This is a genomic window from Herbaspirillum sp. GW103 (genome assembly GCF_000261365.1).
In the GTDB taxonomy this organism is placed as follows: domain Bacteria; phylum Pseudomonadota; class Gammaproteobacteria; order Burkholderiales; family Burkholderiaceae_D; genus Herbaspirillum.
This window is the reverse complement of sequence record NZ_AJVC01000002.1, coordinates 294,480-310,196: the sequence shown is the minus strand read 5'-3', so window position 1 is coordinate 310,196 and position 15,717 is coordinate 294,480. Positions and strand designations below refer to the sequence as shown.

The 15,717-nt window shown below is 62.3% G+C and carries 22 protein-coding genes; 4 read left to right on the top strand and 18 right to left on the bottom strand.

The window, feature by feature from the left end:
- Positions 1–9: 9 nt before the first annotated feature.
- Entirely contained in the window at positions 10–768 is a 759-nt protein-coding gene (locus GWL_RS02925; RefSeq protein ID WP_008326523.1) for an FCD domain-containing protein, read from the bottom strand.
- Positions 769–1,255: 487 nt separating this feature from the next.
- Here GWL_RS02925 and GWL_RS02920 point away from each other — a divergent pair, with 487 nt between their 5' ends.
- The gene (locus GWL_RS02920) at positions 1,256–1,717 is read left to right on the top strand and encodes a hypothetical protein (protein ID WP_008326518.1); all 462 of its coding nucleotides are present in this window, start codon (positions 1,256–1,258) and stop codon (positions 1,715–1,717) included.
- A gap of 33 nt (positions 1,718–1,750) precedes the next feature.
- Positions 1,751–2,125, top strand: a complete 375-nt coding sequence (locus tag GWL_RS02915; RefSeq protein WP_008326516.1) for a DUF423 domain-containing protein — start codon at positions 1,751–1,753, stop codon at positions 2,123–2,125.
- Positions 2,126–2,220: 95 nt separating this feature from the next.
- Here the strand turns inward: GWL_RS02915 and GWL_RS02910 are convergent, their stop codons facing one another.
- From GWL_RS02910 to GWL_RS02895, 4 genes are read right to left on the bottom strand one after another with little or no spacing between them, the layout of a single operon-like run.
- Positions 2,221–2,910, bottom strand: a complete 690-nt coding sequence (locus GWL_RS02910; RefSeq protein ID WP_008326514.1) for a methyl-accepting chemotaxis protein — start codon at positions 2,908–2,910, stop codon at positions 2,221–2,223.
- 33 nt (positions 2,911–2,943) lie between these two features.
- Positions 2,944–3,756: an ABC transporter ATP-binding protein gene (locus GWL_RS02905; protein WP_008326513.1), complete on the bottom strand. Its 813-nt coding sequence runs from the start codon at positions 3,754–3,756 to the stop codon at positions 2,944–2,946.
- Between the two features lie 12 nt (positions 3,757–3,768).
- A complete protein-coding gene (gene ntrB, locus GWL_RS02900; protein ID WP_008326512.1) occupies positions 3,769–4,716 on the bottom strand; it encodes a nitrate ABC transporter permease in 948 nt (315 codons plus the stop codon).
- Between the two features lie 59 nt (positions 4,717–4,775).
- On the bottom strand, positions 4,776–6,095 hold the full coding sequence (locus GWL_RS02895; protein WP_081486019.1) for an ABC transporter substrate-binding protein: 1,320 nt from the start codon (positions 6,093–6,095) through the stop codon (positions 4,776–4,778).
- Between the two features lie 499 nt (positions 6,096–6,594).
- On the opposite strand from GWL_RS02895, the gene GWL_RS22855 reads away from it, so the two are divergent.
- Both GWL_RS22855 and GWL_RS02885 read left to right on the top strand, forming a co-directional pair.
- A complete protein-coding gene (locus GWL_RS22855; RefSeq protein WP_006464722.1) occupies positions 6,595–6,753 on the top strand; it encodes a DUF3309 family protein in 159 nt (52 codons plus the stop codon).
- 210 nt (positions 6,754–6,963) lie between these two features.
- Entirely contained in the window at positions 6,964–7,344 is a 381-nt protein-coding gene (locus GWL_RS02885) for a hypothetical protein (protein WP_008326510.1), read from the top strand.
- Between the two features lie 112 nt (positions 7,345–7,456).
- On the opposite strand, the gene GWL_RS02880 is transcribed toward GWL_RS02885, so the two are convergent.
- From GWL_RS02880 to GWL_RS02820, 13 genes are all read right to left on the bottom strand, one after another.
- Positions 7,457–7,672 carry a glycine zipper 2TM domain-containing protein gene (locus GWL_RS02880; protein ID WP_008326509.1) on the bottom strand — a complete coding sequence of 72 codons (216 nt, stop codon included), beginning with the start codon at positions 7,670–7,672 and terminating at the stop codon, positions 7,457–7,459.
- Positions 7,673–7,716: 44 nt separating this feature from the next.
- Positions 7,717–8,136: a hypothetical protein gene (locus GWL_RS02875; RefSeq protein WP_008326508.1), complete on the bottom strand. Its 420-nt coding sequence runs from the start codon at positions 8,134–8,136 to the stop codon at positions 7,717–7,719.
- A 175-nt stretch (positions 8,137–8,311) separates the two neighbouring features.
- Entirely contained in the window at positions 8,312–8,482 is a 171-nt protein-coding gene (locus GWL_RS02870; protein ID WP_008326507.1) for a CsbD family protein, read from the bottom strand.
- Between the two features lie 290 nt (positions 8,483–8,772).
- The gene (locus GWL_RS02865) at positions 8,773–10,806 is read right to left on the bottom strand and encodes a PAS domain-containing protein (protein WP_034349868.1); all 2,034 of its coding nucleotides are present in this window, start codon (positions 10,804–10,806) and stop codon (positions 8,773–8,775) included.
- Between the two features lie 160 nt (positions 10,807–10,966).
- Positions 10,967–11,464: a response regulator gene (locus tag GWL_RS02860; protein ID WP_034349866.1), complete on the bottom strand. Its 498-nt coding sequence runs from the start codon at positions 11,462–11,464 to the stop codon at positions 10,967–10,969.
- Between the two features lie 81 nt (positions 11,465–11,545).
- A complete protein-coding gene (locus tag GWL_RS02855) occupies positions 11,546–12,175 on the bottom strand; it encodes a response regulator transcription factor (protein ID WP_006464715.1) in 630 nt (209 codons plus the stop codon).
- Between the two features lie 341 nt (positions 12,176–12,516).
- The gene (locus GWL_RS02850; RefSeq protein WP_008326489.1) at positions 12,517–12,846 is read right to left on the bottom strand and encodes a BON domain-containing protein; all 330 of its coding nucleotides are present in this window, start codon (positions 12,844–12,846) and stop codon (positions 12,517–12,519) included.
- A gap of 72 nt (positions 12,847–12,918) precedes the next feature.
- Positions 12,919–13,296, bottom strand: coding sequence for a hypothetical protein (locus tag GWL_RS02845; protein WP_008326487.1), 378 nt, complete (start codon positions 13,294–13,296; stop codon positions 12,919–12,921).
- 176 nt (positions 13,297–13,472) lie between these two features.
- Positions 13,473–13,685 carry a CsbD family protein gene (locus GWL_RS02840; RefSeq protein WP_008326485.1) on the bottom strand — a complete coding sequence of 71 codons (213 nt, stop codon included), beginning with the start codon at positions 13,683–13,685 and terminating at the stop codon, positions 13,473–13,475.
- Between the two features lie 73 nt (positions 13,686–13,758).
- Entirely contained in the window at positions 13,759–14,322 is a 564-nt protein-coding gene (locus tag GWL_RS02835) for a ferritin-like domain-containing protein (protein WP_008326484.1), read from the bottom strand.
- 119 nt (positions 14,323–14,441) lie between these two features.
- The gene (locus tag GWL_RS02830) at positions 14,442–14,756 is read right to left on the bottom strand and encodes a YqjD family protein (RefSeq protein WP_008326473.1); all 315 of its coding nucleotides are present in this window, start codon (positions 14,754–14,756) and stop codon (positions 14,442–14,444) included.
- Between the two features lie 342 nt (positions 14,757–15,098).
- Positions 15,099–15,281 (bottom strand): hypothetical protein, encoded by a 183-nt coding sequence (locus GWL_RS02825; protein WP_008326472.1) that lies wholly within the window; start codon positions 15,279–15,281, stop codon positions 15,099–15,101.
- A gap of 38 nt (positions 15,282–15,319) precedes the next feature.
- Complete coding sequence (locus tag GWL_RS02820) at positions 15,320–15,517, bottom strand: CsbD family protein (protein ID WP_008326470.1); 198 nt, start codon at positions 15,515–15,517, stop codon at positions 15,320–15,322.
- Positions 15,518–15,717: the final 200 nt, after the last annotated feature.

Genomic DNA, 15,717 nt, shown 5'->3' with positions numbered 1-15,717 from the left:
CGGTCCTTGTCAAGGTGAAGGAAATGCGTTCCGGACTGCCGCGGCACGACGCGCGCGGGCGGGGGCTTCCTCGATGTCCAGCAGGCGCTGCTGCACGAACTCGAGATGGGCATTGGCATGCTGACGGGCTTCCTCGGCGCGGCCGGCGAGGATGGCATCGAGGATCTGACGATGCTGCAAATCCAGCTGGGCCACGATGTCGGGCAGCCGGTACAGTTGCCGCAAGGTGTCGGCAATGCTGATTTCCAGCAGCCGCAAGAGACCCGACATCACCTGCCGCAGCACCACATTGCGCGAAGCCTGGGCAATGGCAAGATGAAAGGCCGCATCGGTGCGAGCCTGGGCGGCCAGGTCATCGAGCGGTGCGGTGGAGACGGCCAGGTAGGCCTGCTGCAGCCGCCGCTTGTCTTCCTCGCTGGCGCGCAGGGCAGCGAAATAGGCAGCATCGCCTTCCAGCGAAAACCGGATCTCGGCCACGTCCTTCCAGTAACCGGCATCGCTGCGCGCCAGCGGCGCCAGCGGTTGCAGGGCCTCGGCAATCGGATCGGTCAGTGCCGCGTGCTCATCTGCAGCGAGGAAGGTGCCACCGCCATGACGTGCTACCAGCACGCCCCGGCTGGTGAGCACGCCGATGGCCTCGCGCAGGGATGAGCGCGAGACGCCGAATTCCGCGGCCAGCGCCCGTTCAGACGGTAGCTTCTGGCCCGGCGCCAGCGCCCGCCGGGCGATCAGGCTGGCCAGGCGGTCAACCAGGGGAGAGGCTGTCATGGGCGGCTCGCTTTCTTGGTGGTCGGACCACTTGCGGAGGACGTGAGGAGAACTTGAGCCCGATTGTAGAGGCACCCAGACAGAATGCACAAAGCGTTTGCAAAGTGGTCCGACCACTCATGCACGCCATGGTGCGCAGGCAGTCCCCCGGCGCAATTTCCCGCCTCGCGAAAAATAGCGCAAACCTTCATCTTTTTTCGGGAGACCGGGGCGCAACGGCAGCAGGTACGCCGATGCCTGCCGAATCCTTCATTTGACCCATGCGGCCATGGACGTGCTCACCAACGAGGCGTAGCGCCTGGCCTACTGAGACTGGCGCGGCGCAGGCAGGCCGAGCTTGTCGAGGAATTCGCCGACGATGGGCTCCCGGATTTCCGGTCCGCGCGCAAAGAGCGTGTGCCCGTTCCGGGTGAAGGGCGGCAAGAGGCGCGGATCGGCGTGACGGCGATCCTATATACTGCAGCCTTCCCCGACTCCCGCAGCGACCATGTCCGAGCAAGCCCCCGAACCGATCTTCCCCGATGACGCCGTTGCCGGTGCCGACACCATCCCTGCCCCGCGTGCGTGGATCGTGCTGCAGAACGTGCAGGAAGTCGACACCTGGATCGACACCTACAACCGCGAACTGCAGGCCGTGGTCTTCCGTCACAAGATCAATACCGTCAACGCCGGCCAGGGCATCTGCTTCACGCTGGAGCTGGGCGGCGAGATCTACCTGCACACCACGCCCGAAGGCCAGATCCTGCTGGACGTGAGCGAAGAGGCTTCCTGGGCCGCCCCGGTCATCAGCGCCGCCGCCAACGTGGCCGCACCGGCCGGCAGTGTCTGGGTGCTGCCGCCGGATACGCTCACGCAGCTGATCCTGGGCCTGTCGGGGCTGATTGCCACCTCGCAGTTCGTCCTTCGACATGAGTATCGGCTGGGCAAGGGCTTGCGGCCCAACTACTGAAGCGCACCCCCCACCTGAGCGAAAGCAAGCACGATGAAAGAACGTACCCTGATCGCCGCCGGCGCGCTGAACATGTTCGTGGCCGTCGGCTGTGGCGCCTTTGGCGCACATGGCCTGAAGAAAATGATTTCCGCAGAGATGCTGGCCGTCTGGCATACCGCCGTGACCTACCAGGTCATGCACGCCCTGGGCATGATCGCCGTCGCCCTGCTGATGCCGCGCATGGCCGGTACCGCGCTGACCTGGGCCGGCAGGCTGATGCTGGCTGGCATCGTCATCTTCAGCGGCAGCCTCTACCTGCTGGCCCTGACCGGCACTCGCATCCTCGGGGCGATCACTCCCCTGGGGGGCGTGGCCTTCCTGGCCGCCTGGCTGCTGGTGGCGTGGGCAGCACTGAAGAACCGGTAAGCTGTACGCAGACTGCCATCAACAGGCATTAAGCCAGATTGAATGCTCAATCCAGGAGCATTAAACCGCCGTTAATGGTGCGCAAAGGCAGCCGCTCAGGCCGCGGCACCGCTCAAGGCTTCCTTGACCAGTTCATCGATTTCGCCGGTGATGTTGGAGAGCACCCCGGCCACCACCGAGAATTCCTTGCCGGCCTGGCCCGAACGGGCCGCCACGATGCGGGCGTTGAAGGCCACCATCTTGGCTTGGCGCGCGATGGTTTCGATGTCGGTCATGATGCCGCGCAGTTGCTCGCGCATGAGCCGTGCGTGCTTCTTCGATTGTGCTTCGTAGATCGCCGTGATCTCGTTCAACACGGCCAGCAAGGGCGTGGTTTCCTGCACCAGTTGTTCCAGCAGGGCCGGTGCGGTCTTCAGTTTGTCTTCGATGGCATTGAGCGCGCGCTGGGCCAGTTCGGCGAAGGCGGTGATGCGGGCATCGCCCCGGCTGCGGCCGAAATACACCTCTTCCAGTTCCGGACAGAATACGCCGGGCAAGCCGGCCGAGCGCCGGATCAGGGCCGTGTGCGCGCTGCGAAACAGCGCCAGCGCTTCGCGCGCTGTGGCGCACGCCTCCAGCTGGCCCTGAGCGGCCAACACAGCGTAGAGCACCAGCCGCTGCGAGGTGAAACGGCGGCGGCCCGAGAGATTGATCAAGGCCCCGAACACCTCGCCGGACAGCGGTGTGGATTCGGGCGGTTCAGCCCCTGCGGCGGGGCTCTCCTCGATGACAGCCAGGCTGCTCATGAACATCTCCTTCCCATGCAATTGATCGCCGGCTCAAGCGGCCTCGCGCGCCGGATGCGCCTGCTTGCGATACAGGAATTCCAGCACCGCCGTGCGATAGGCACCATATTGCACATCCTGCGCCAGGGTGACGCGGTCACGCGGACGCGGCAGCTTCACCTCCACGATCTCACCGATGGTTGCGGCGGGACCGTTGGTCATCATCACGATGCGGTCCGACAGCAACACCGCTTCATCCACATCGTGGGTCACCATCACCACCGTGGAGTCGGTCTTGGCGACGATCTTCAACAACTCATCCTGCAGATGGGCGCGCGTGAGGGCATCCAGCGCGCCGAAGGGTTCATCCATCAGCAAGACCTTGGGCTCCATGGCCAGCGCACGGGCAATGCCCACGCGCTGCTTCATGCCGCCGGAGATTTCATTGGGGCGCTTGCTCTCGGCGGCGGTCAGGCCCACCAGCGCCAGCGCGGCACGGGTACGGTCGCGTAACTGGGTGCGATTTTCGGTCGCCCCGAAGACACGCTCCACACCGAGATAGATGTTTTCGTAGCAGGTCAGCCAGGGCAGCAGCGAATGGTTCTGGAACACCACCGCACGTTCCGGCGCCGGGCCGCCGATCTCGCGGTTGGCACAGAGCAGCACGCCCTCGCTGGGCTGGAGCAGACCCGCAATCAGGTTCAGCAAGGTCGACTTGCCGCAACCGGAGTGGCCGATCAGGGTGACGAACTCGCCCTTGGCCACCGTCAGGTTGATCTCACGCAGGGCATGGAAGACGCCCTTCCTGGTGTGGAACACCATCTCCACACCGTGGATGTCGATGAATTTGCCGTTGAGGTTGTCCATGATCCGCGTCCCTTAGTTGTTGACCTGCTCGTAGGTAAATGCCTTGGCCAGCGCCACCAGCAACTGTTCCAGCACCAGCCCCACCACCCCGATGATAACGATGGCGATGATGATGTGCGGCACGTTCAGGTTGTTCCATTCATCCCAGACCCAGAAGCCGATGCCCACGCCCCCGGTCAGCATCTCGGCGGCCACGATCACCAGCCAGGCGGTACCGATGGAAAGACGTACGCCGGTCAGCATGTAGGGCAATACCGAGGGAAAGAGAATCTTGGTCAGCACCTTCCATTCGGAGAGATTCAAGACCCGCGCCACGTTCATGTAATCCTGCGGCACGCGCTGCACACCGACGGCGGTGTTGATGATCATCGGCCAGATCGAACAGATGAAGATCGACCAGATCGCCGCCGGATTGGCCGACTTGAAGACCAGCAGGCCAATGGGCAGCCAGGCCAGCGGCGAGACCGGACGCAGCAGACTGATGATGGGGCCGAACATGCGCGAGAGGAATTCCACCCGGCCGATCGCAAAGCCCAGCGGAATGCCCACCAGCGCCGCCAGCCCGAAGCCCATGCCAACCCGCTGCAGCGAGGCCAGCACGTTCCAGCCTATGCCCTGGTCATTGGGACTGTTGCGGTAGAAGGGATCGGAGAACATCACGCCCGCCTCCTTCAGGGTCACCCATGGCGTGGGGAAACTGGCGGTCTTCAAGGCGATGATCTGCCATACCAGCACCAGCAGCGCCATACCCAGAAGCGGTGGCACCACGCGCATGAACAGACCGCCAGCGGCAAGCTTCCTGCGCAGGCTGCGCGTCCTGGCAGGGACGGCGGCGGGCGCTGTCAGCGCCTGGTTGCCGGGCGCCGTGCGCGCCGGCTCGATGGCGACAACAGATCCGCCATGGCTGTTGCCGGCGGGCTTGGCGTTGTCACCCATGATGCTTTCTGCGACTGCACTCATCGTTTTCCCCTTGCTCGATACACTTCACCGTAATGGCTCCGGCCTGCGGCCACAGCTGCTTACACCTTGATCTTGAAGGACTGCGCGTAGGCCGCCGGATTCTTGCCGTCCCACACGATGCCATCCACCAGTTTCGAACTGCGCATCACCTCCTTGGGCAGCGGTGTCTTGGTCATGGCGGCGGCATCCTTGTAGAGATCGATCTGGTTCACCGATTTGGCCACGGCCAGGTAATCCGGATCGCTCTTCAACAGGCCCCAGCGGCGATGCTGGGTCATGAACCACATGCCGTCGGAGAGGAAGGGGAAGTTGACCTGGCCTTCTTCATAGAACTTCATGTAGTTGGGATCGTCCCAGGTCTTGCCCAGGCCGTTCTGGTAGCGGCCGAGGATGCGCTGGTCGATCACGTCCTTGCTGGTGTTCACATAGGACTTGTCGGCGATCACTTCGGCCATCTTGTTCTTGTTGACCAGTGAAGCATCGATCCACTTGCTGGCCTCCAGGATGGCAGCCATCATCGCGCGGCAGGTGTTGGGGTATTTCTGTACGAATTCGCGCGAAGTGCCCAGCACCTTCTCCGGATGGTCCTTCCAGATGTCCTGGGAAGTGATGGCGGTGATGCCCACGCCATCGACAATGGCGCGATGCCCCCAGGGTTCGCCCACGCAGAAGCCATCCATGTTGCCCACCCGCATATTGGCCACCATCTGCGGCGGCGGCACGGTGATGACCTTGGCGTCCTTCATCGGATTGATGCCATTGGCGGCCAGCCAGTAATACAGCCACATGGCGTGGGTGCCGGTGGGGAAGGTCTGGGCAAAGGTGTATTCGCGCTTCTCGGTCTGCATGAGCTTGTAGAGCGAGGCGCCATCGACGGCCCCCTTCTCGGCCAGCTTTTTGGACAAGGTGATGGCCTGGCCATTGTGGTTCAGCCCCATCAACACGGCCATGTCCTTCTTCTGTCCGCCGATACCCAGCTGCACACCGTAGATCAGGCCATACAGCACGTGGGCCGCGTCCAGTTCGCCGTTGGTGAGCTTGTCGCGCACGCCGGCCCAGGAGGCTTCCTTGCTGGGGACGATCTTGATGCCGTACTTCTTGTCGAAACCCAGCACCGAGGCCATCACCACCGAGGCGCAATCGGTCAAGGGGATGAAGCCGATTTTGACTTCTTCCTTTTCGGGCTTGTCCGAACCGGCCGCCCAGGCACCGCCCGGCGCCAGGCCCAGCATGCCGCCACCGGCGGCCACTGCGGCACCCTGCACAAGCGTGCGGCGCTTGCCGTTGACTCCGGCGGCTGCCGTGATCGTCTGGCCTTGTGCGCCTTGCTTGCCCGACAGCGGCGCGCCTGCCTTGTCCACCTGACTCCTGGATTCCATAGCACCTTTCCCCTTGCGTTGCGGTTTGATGAAAGCCCAAACAAAAAAGGCGTGTCCCGACATGGATGAGCCATATCGGAAGACGCCTTTGTCCTGGAGGGCAGGACCGCCATTGGCCGCACCCTCACATTGCTTGCGCATTGCTGCGCTTTGTCCGGAGTTCAGCAAAGAGCGTGCCAGAACCGGATCACCGACCGTAAAGCCTTGCCGGCACTGCGATTGCGGGCAGCCTCCAGGCGTGCCAGGGCGGCCGGCAGCAGCTGTCCGGCGCGATCAAATCGGGCGCGGGCCGCACTTCCATTGTGCTTTGCACCAAGTTGGCAGCGCTCGCTGGGGCGCGGTTACCTACCCGCGCTTGCCGGGTTTTCCTACAGCACATTGCGTGGCGCGCTGATCGTGCCGCGGCCGCGCTCCCCCTAAGATGGGTCCAGCTTCACGATTGACCCGGCGCTTGCACCCTGGCGGGCAAGAACGAACTCAATAAGAAAGGAGAACCTCCATGACCCTCGGTACCATCCTGCTCATCGTCCTGATCCTGATCCTGCTGGGCGTGATTCCGGCCTGGCCGCACAGTCGCGGCTGGGGCTATGGTCCCAGCGGTATTGCTGGCACCATCGTCATCATCCTGCTGATCCTGCTACTGCTGGGCAAGATATAAGGCGGGGCGACAGTTGGGCCTGTCCGACTGTCCTGCGCCCCTACCCTCCCCTCCCGCAAGCCTGATACCATCCGGTGGCGGACGGGAAAACGGCGCGGTCGGTGCCTGTCACCGACCGCGCCGTTTGCTTGTGCGCGTCGCCTCGCATTGTGCCGAGGCCAGCTCACGCGATCGGCCCCCTGTCCCGTAACGTGATGAGGCTGACACCAGATGAACAATAAATTGCTCGCTTCCACCCTGCCCGCTTTCCTGGCGGCCCTGACCATGCTCTGCGCCGGTACCACGCACGCCGCTGAAGAAGATGTCAGCCAATCCGATCCGCCACGCTGGTATCAGGAGGACAACAGCCCGCAACAGCGCCTGGACAACCTCAACAAGGAAACCGCTGCCGCCTATGCGCAAGCGAAGAAGGAGTGCCTCAAGCTCAAGGGGAAGGAGGCCGCAGCCTGCCGCCAGCAGGCCGCCGAGGCCAGGAAGCAGGACACGGCGCGCGCCCTGCGCATCTTCAATGATTACAAGGCGGCCCAGCCCGAGACTACCCCGACCAAACCGGCAGCACACTCCCACTCACGCAAGCGCGCTGCCCGATAAGCCCGATAAGCCGGCCCATGCCCATGCAGCAGATGCGACAACGCCGCCACGGGTCACCCCGTGGCGGCGTTGTTGATGTGGCTGCCCCTGTTGTCAGGGCAGCGCCAGCGGATTATTTGCCGACCTGATTGCCGATCACACCGCCCACGGCGGCACCGCCGACGGTCCCGATGGCGCTGCCACCGGTGAGTACGGCGCCACCCACGGCACCGGCACCGGCACCGATGGCGGTGTTCTTGTCCTGCTGGGTCATGCCGCTGCAACCGGTCAGGGCGGCAAAGGCACAGATGGCGACCGAGGTCACTGCCAGTTTCTGCATGGTCTTCATGATGACTCCTTCCTCTTTATCCAATGAGAGAATGCGGCCGCCGCTCAGGTCGACGGGCGCATGATCACGCGCGGCCGCCGAGGCTGCGCATGATCACGATAAACCGGTATGCTGGGTGCGGCCTTGGCGTTGCCGCGTTGCCCATCCCCTGCCTTGCCTTCGGCACGGGTGCCATAGAGCAAGACGGCATTCAGCAGGGATTTGGAGCGCCGGGTCTCGGCCATGTCCATGTAACGGAATTTTTTCTGCCCCAGCGTATGCAGACGCGCCGCATCGACCGGCATGTGACGGTCCATCGTGGAAGCCGACCAGCGCGCAGCGCCGTCAACGGTTTGGGGAGTTTCAGCGAAGGCGTGAGAGGCGAAAGCCGAAGCGGCTGCCAGCATGCAAATACCGACTGTTTTTTTCATGGTCTGCCCTTTCAGGGATCCCTTCTGGCGGTGAGCAAAAATTTCATGCGGCAAACCGTGAACTCTTTGGCAATTCACGGCTCTACCAGCACCATGACCACATGGTCGCGGAAATTGCTGCATCACAAAATCAGCCGTTTCCGATATTGGTGTAGGCGTTTTCCTACAAGCGCTTCCGGCATCCTCTTCCCGACCCGCACGCCCTGCCGGAACATCCGGGTCAGGAGACTCAGTCCTTGGCCGCTTCCTTGGCATCACCATAGGTCTTCTGGACATTGCCCTCGACCTGCTTGGCGGCGCCCTTGACCTGTTGGCTGGTATTGCCGGTCAGCTCACCGGTCTTCTGCTGCACCTTGCCTGCCGCTTCCTTCAAGCTGCCTTTGATCTGGTCCTTGTTCATGATGGCTCCTTTGGATTGTTTGCCTGATGGTCATCCGGCGTCGCACTGGGCGCACTGCCGGCTCCGTCACGTCTTGCGGCCCGTCGGGCGGTGTGTGACGATGAATCCATGGTAACGATGAGCCTTTGGCGGCGACATAAGAGAGTCGCCCTTTCGCGCGTAGGAAAAAACGAAAACCCGTGACGGAAAAACGGACCGCACAGAAAAACTCACCAAAACGCAGAAAGCCGCCCTGGGGGCGGCTTTCAGAGGGGATGACTGGATCGTGAAGGCAGTGCTGCGCAGGCCCTTCAGGTCTCGCTGGAGACCAGCTCGGGACGGATCGGCAGGCTGATGCTGATGAGCGCCCCCTTGCCCGGCGTGGAGCGGATATCGACCTCTCCGCCAAAGAACGTGGCCCGTTCGCGCAGACCGCGCAGACCGTAGGTCTTGTGGTTGTCGCGCCGCTCTTCGGGAATACCCACGCCATCGTCACGCACGGTCAGCGCCACGTGATCCTCGTCGACGTCGAGGATCACGTCGACCTTGCTGGCCTTGGCGTGCTTGGTCACGTTGTTGAGCATTTCCTGCAACATGCGGTAGATGGCGATTTCCATCTCATGCCCCACGTCCACGTCTTCATCGGGCAGGCTGGCGTGGCAGGCAATGCCGGTGCGCTCATGCAGTTCGTCGAGCTGTTCGGAGATCGCTGCCTTCAGGCCGAACAGGTCCAGCGTATTGGGCCGCAGCTCGGTCTGGATGCGCCGCGTGGTGGCGACCAGCGATTTCATCAGGCCCTGCATGCGGGTCTTGCGGTCGGCCCATTTTTCATCCGGCGGCAGGATCTGGTAAACCCCCTCCAGGTGCATCGACAAGGCCGTCAGCGACGCCCCCATGTTGTCGTGCAGCTCGCGCGCGATGGCGCGTTTTTCTTCCTCGCGCACCGTCTCCAGGTGATTGGTCAGTTCGCGCAGCAGCGCGGTACGCTGGATCACGGTCTTCTCCAGCTGGCTTTCGCGCTGGCGCAATTCATCCTCGGCCTGCTTGCGCTCGGTGATATCGGTGCTGATGCCGATGACGCCCTGTACGCTGCCATCCTTGCCGAACCAGGGCACCTTGGCGGTCTGGAAGGTCACCACGCCTTCGGGCAAGTGCAACGTCTGCTCCAGCTTCTCGGGCTTGCCCGAGGCCATGACGCGGCGGTCATCGCGATCCACGACATCGGCCTCTTCCTGCACCATGAAGAGCTCGCGACTGGAACGGTACATGGTCTCTTCCCAGGTCTTGCCCAGCTTGTGCAAGGTCGCCGGGTTGGCAAAGATCATCAGGCCCTGTCGGTTCTTGACGAAGATCGGATCGCTGGTGCTTTCACTGACGGCATTGAGCAGAGCACTGGTTTCGGCCAGCTTCTGCGCATTGCGCGTACGCTCGCCATATTCGCTGTCGAGCCGGCTGGCCGAGCCCCAGAAGATGAAGAGCACGATCACGCCGTTGATCAGCGTCAGCGTCGGCAGCACCAGTTCCGGCAGGATCCAGCCATGCGTCATGCCCCAGTTGAGCAACAGACTGAAGGCCAGCAGCAGGAACAAGGTCTGCGGCAGCAGGTGGCGCAGCATCTGGCCGCCCGGCGCGATGCGCAGGATCACGGCCATGAGCGCATGGGAGGGACGCGCCATCAGCAGCGCCGCCCCCAGCAGAGCGAACACCAGCGCCGAGAGCAGCGATACCGGCAGCGGAAAATCGAGATAGATGAACTGGGGCACGTCATACAGATAGCCCACCAGCGGAATGGCCGACAAGCCCACCAGCGTGAAGGACAGGTATTCAGCCGGATAATAACCGCCCAGCAGGCGCCAGTCCTGCAGCAGCAGGGCCAGGGCCATCAGCACGAAGCCCACCGACAGCAAGGGGGAAATGGCCAGCGGCGAGATCGGATGGGTGCCATCCAGCGGCAGCCATCCCAGAAAAACGATGCCCCCATGCACCAGTGTGGCCAGGCCCAGCACCAGCAGCAGTGCGGCCAGCGCAGTGCCCAGCTGGCGCAGGGAGGGTCGGCGGGCACTCGAATTCATGCAGCGCAGATAGAGCGCCGAAGCGCCCAGAATGAAGCCCGCTGCCGTCACCTCCCGTACCTCCAGCAGGCCCGAGAGCAAACGCCGGTATTCCTCGCCCAGCAAGCCCGTCACCAGCACCACCACACCCAGCAGGATCACTGCCATGGACAGGCCCATGGACAGCGTCACCATGCTGCTGTCATGCGCGTGGGACGCGGCAAAATACTCTACCGATGCGCTGTTCTGGAGATCGGCGGAGGACGGACGAAGGCCGTCATTGTTCTTCTGCATCGTCGAAAATCCCTTGCTCTAGTGCGACCCGTGCCACATGCGCGCCTATTGTGGCGGCGTGCCTGCCATGATCGGTTCTGATTGTCTGGTCCATCAAGGTCGCGCCGAACTGCCCTGGCGACATGCTGGCTGGCTGCGCAAATTGATGCAGCAAAAAAACTTACATCCCGCCCGTCTGGGCCGGCCCCTGCGGTGGCGTATTGTTGCTCGACGAACTCCGCCCGGTTCGCCCTGCTCTCTGTCTGGCCAGTTCCTCCAGCAGATCGCACAGCAGCGGCAGTTCCGAAGACTTGTCGAAGAAGTGCTGCACCCCGCATTGCACTCCCACGCGCCGATACGTCGGACTCACATGATTGCTGAACACCACCTTGAGCTCACTCTGGCGCCGCGTATTGGAGCGGGCCAGCGCCTGCAGCAGGCTCATGCCATTGCCCTGCTTCAACTGGATATCCAGGATCAGGACGTCATAGCTGTTCTCACGCAGATGGCGCAACGCCTCCAGCTCGCTCTCGGCGTACCCCACCAGGCGTACACCGGCGATCTCGGCCAGGCTCTCCACGATCAGGTCCCGTACGTCCTCCGAATCCTCCACCAGGAAGATCCGCAAGGACGTCCCGTCGCTGTCGCGCTGGAGCCTGCTGTTGAGAATGTCATCCATGATGCGCCGTACCACTTTTCCTTGCCTGCCGCGCGGCCAGATCGGCCGTCACGGCAACATATCCGCCCGGGGTGTCAGGGCTCAGTCGATCAGGTTGTTCTTGATCGCGTAATAAATGATGTCCGCGTTATTGGTCATGCTCATCTTCTGCAGCACCCGCGAACGGTAGGTACTGACCGTCTTGACCGACAGGCACAGCTCGTCGGCGATCTGCGTCACGCCCTGGCCCTGGCCAAGCTTGTAGAAGATCTCGTACTCGCGCTGCGAGAGCGTCTCGTGCAGCGGCTTCTCGGAATCCACCGGCTCGCTGGTGAGCAGCTCGGCCACGCCGTAGCTGATGTACTTGTGCCCGCGCAGGATGGTGTTGATGGCGTTGACCAGCTCGGTGGCCAGCGCTTCCTTCTGCACGTAGCCGGAGGCGCCGCTGCGCAGCACCTGCACCGCATAGCGGCTCTCGGGGTGCATCGACAGCATCAGCACCGGCAGCTCCGGCTTTTCACGCTTGATCTGCTTCAAGACTTCCACGCCACTCTTGTCGGGCATGGCGATATCGAGCAACACGATATCCCAGTCCTGGGTACGCACCAGGCGGATGGCTTCTTCCGCCGTGCTGGCCTCGCCGCCGATTTCCATCGACGGAATTTCCGAAATGAAGTGGTGCACACCTGCCCGTACGACCGCGTGGTCATCGACTACAAGTATTTTTGTCATAGCATTTTTGAGCGGTGAATTGAAACTTCAGCGCCCTGGGCGCTGATGGGACCTGTTTTATGTTTGTACTCGATTCCGTACCGGACCCTGCACATGATTGCGTACGGCAACATGATCGATGCACGGTCTGCGGCCTTCTTCGTCGCTGCCTCCCTGTCCTGACAGGCCGGTGGCCTGCCCCTGCGTGGCAGCAACGTGTTCCAACTATACCTGACAGGTCCTGACCTGTCTTCTTGCGAAACGCACCGGATCGTTGCGATGCGCTTGGCAAGCGGCAGTCCACGAACTGACAAAGCGCGGACCGGTCAAGAGACCGGTCACGCGCTTGCAAGTTCCCCGGCTTATTGCTTCAGGCGCAGGTCATTACGTACCGAGACCACACCCTTGACGCCACGAGCCAGTTCGGTGGCGCGGGCAGCGGAGGTCGAGCTGGAGACGAAGCCGGAGAGCTGGACCACGCCCTTGTAGGTTTCGACATTGATTTCCGCGGACTTCAGGTTCGGTTCATTGAAGATGGCGGCCTTCACCTTGGTGGTGATGACGGCATCATCGACGTACTCGCCGGTGCCTTCCTTGCCGGGGCTGGAGGCGCAGCCCACCAGGGAAACCATGAACAGGGCCAGGAAGAAACCGAGGAAACGCTTGGTGAGGGACATTTTGGTCAGCGACATGATGAAACTCCTTTGAGTTGTTGCGCAATCAGGTGATTGCGTCAGGAAGGCAATGGGTTCTTGCCAGCGAAATTACTTGCCGTACTTGGCCTTGGCGTTGGCCACGCACTTGTCCTTGGCATCGCCGCTCATGGCATCGCACTTTTCCTTGGCGACGTCATAGTTGGCGTCGTTCTTGTCCTTCATGGCGTCCTTGTCGGCCTCTGCACCCTTGCGCTTGGCCTTGGCGTCGGCGATGGTGGATTCGTGATCAGCCTTGGCTTGCTTCTCGCAGACGTCCTTGTCGTTACCCTTCAGAGGACCGCACTTCTTCTTGGCCGTCTTGTAGTCAGCGTCAGCCTTGGCCTTGTCTGCCTTGTACTGGGCCGCTGCCGGATCGGCGGCAAAGGCGGCACCGTGCAGGCCGATAGCGGCTGCGCCGAAGATCATGGTTGCGATGATTTTTTTCATTGTGTCCTTCCTCATGGTTTGCTTGGGTTGCGGCCTGGGGCCGTATTCTTATGCAGGCCGGCATGGGGACCGGCCTGCGTCCTGCACTTTCACTCACTGACGCTCATACACCAGCACCTTGCGGCAGCCTCGTCGGGCCTGCGCCTGGCTAGGGTGCTGCGCCACGCATGGTCGGCTTATTGACGCCAGTCCTTGTTGCGGTCTTCCCAGTCGCGGATCTGCTTTTCAGCCTCGTCCTTGCTCATGCCGTAGGCTTCCTGCACACGGCCGGCCAACTGATCGCGCTTGCCGGCGATGACGTCGAGGTCATCGTCGGTCAGCTTGCCCCATTGCTCCTTGGCCTTGCCCTTGAATTGCTTCCAGTTGCCTTCAACGATGTCCCAGTTCATGTCGGTCTCCTTGCAAAGTTGGGGGAATGGATTCCCGAAATATCCTTCTGCTCCAGTAGGCACTGCGGTGGGCTTACAGGCCCAGCAGATCGCTCATGTCATCGGCGTGTTCTTCTTCCTGCGCCATGATCTGGATGAGCATGTGCCTGGTGGTCGGATCATCGTCGCCGATGCGTTCGATCATCTGGCGATAAGCTTCGATGGCCACACGCTCTTCCACCAGATTGGCGCGGACCATGTCCTTGATGTTGTCGGACTCATCGTATTGCGCATGACTGCGCTCGGCGATGGTCTTGGGATTGAAGTCGGGTTCGCCATTGAGTTGCACGATACGTTCGGCAATCTGATCGGCGTGGCTCTGTTCTTCCTGTGCGTGCTGCAGAAACTCGCCCTTGATGGCTTCGACATTGAGGCCCTTGGCCGTGTAGTAATGGCGCTTGTAGCGCATCACGCACAGCAGTTCGGTGGCCAGGGCGTCATTCAACATGGCGATGACTTCCTCGCGATTGCCGCGATAGCCTTCGGTGACGGCACCGTCATCGATCTTCCTGGCGGCGGCGCGGATGGCATCCTTGTCGAGGTGGAAGTCTTGCTTGTTCTTGACGTCGGTCTTCGGTGGATTCTTGGTCATGGTCATTCCTTCTCTCCGGTTTCTTGACTAATGCGCTGCGGTCGTCGAAAGGACCCTGGCGCCTGGCTGGATCCGGCCTGCCGCGCGGGCTGCCGGGTTCCGGGAAAATACGTTGACGGATCTGCTCAGTAGCGGTCCGCGCTGCGGCCCACGGCCAGACCGACCAGCAGGCCGATACCGGTGCCGATGGCAATGGCACGCCAGGGGTTGGACTGCACGTAGTCGTCAGTACTGGTAACGATCTGGCGCCCCGTCTCGACCATGGCAGCCTGGGCATCCTGGGCGGTATTGAGCGCCTGCTCCAGCAAGTCCTGGGCACCCGCGCGCAAATCATCGGCCTTCTTGCCGGTTGTATTGGCCGCTTCGGCGAACATGTCCTGCGCCTGCTGCAACAGCGATTGCACATCGGTACGAACGGTCTTGAACTTGTTGGCTTGCATGCTTGCCCTCCTTGAATTCGTTGCGGTTTGATCAGGACGGCGGGGCTGGCCCGGCCATCCGGTGTGGGGTGTGTGCAGGGCGCTGATCACAGCAGGTACTGCAGCACGATGAGCACCAGCACCGGCACTCCCAGCAGCCATCCGAGTACGAGCTTGTCCATGATCTCCTCCCTTGTTTTTTTGATGCCGGGCGCTTGCGTCCTGGCACGGCGTCATCCTTGCCTGCCTCAGCCAGTCAGTCAGTCAGTCAGTTGCACGATACCGATGGCTTGTCGCGCTTTGTATCGGCGCCAGCCCGATTGCCGTGTAGGACAACGGCCCATCTAGCCTGCTCGCCTGCGCTCATCGGATACGGCGCCGTGCCACGATGCGGGCACTGCCACCCTCGTCTTCCCAGCGCTGCAGTGCCACTTCCTGCTGGCGTTGTTCACGGCGCTGCGCCTGGCGCGCCAGCATGCGCAGGCTGGCACCGACAGCCAAGCCGGCCATGCCGGCAGCCCACAGGAATGTCTTTCCAAAACGCATCAGTTCTCTCCTTGCGTTGGCGTCGAAACGGTGCCGCCTTACAGCGAACCGGCGCGCTGGCGCAGCGAGCGCTTGATCAGATCCTGTGCCTGGCCGACCGCATGGGTGATGCGGCCATCCATCTGCCGGCGCTGGGCGGCGCGCTGCAGGCTCACATTGCCCAGCACGGAGGCCACACTTTCCTGGAGCTTGCCCAGGGCAAAGTTGAACTGACCGGTGATCGTCTTCTTGTTCATGGTGTGCTTGCTCCTGCTCAAGGGTTCAACATGAATGCCCAAAGCTAATCCGGGCACCTGCGGCACTGCGGTCCTGCACCGCGATGGCTGCGGCTGCGACGCGTTCAGCGCGCCTGGAGACCATGAGAAAAATCATAGCGAGCGGTCACTGTCCCGCTCTATAGGACGGCGGCCGATTGTCTTGTAGGACAAAGCGGAAA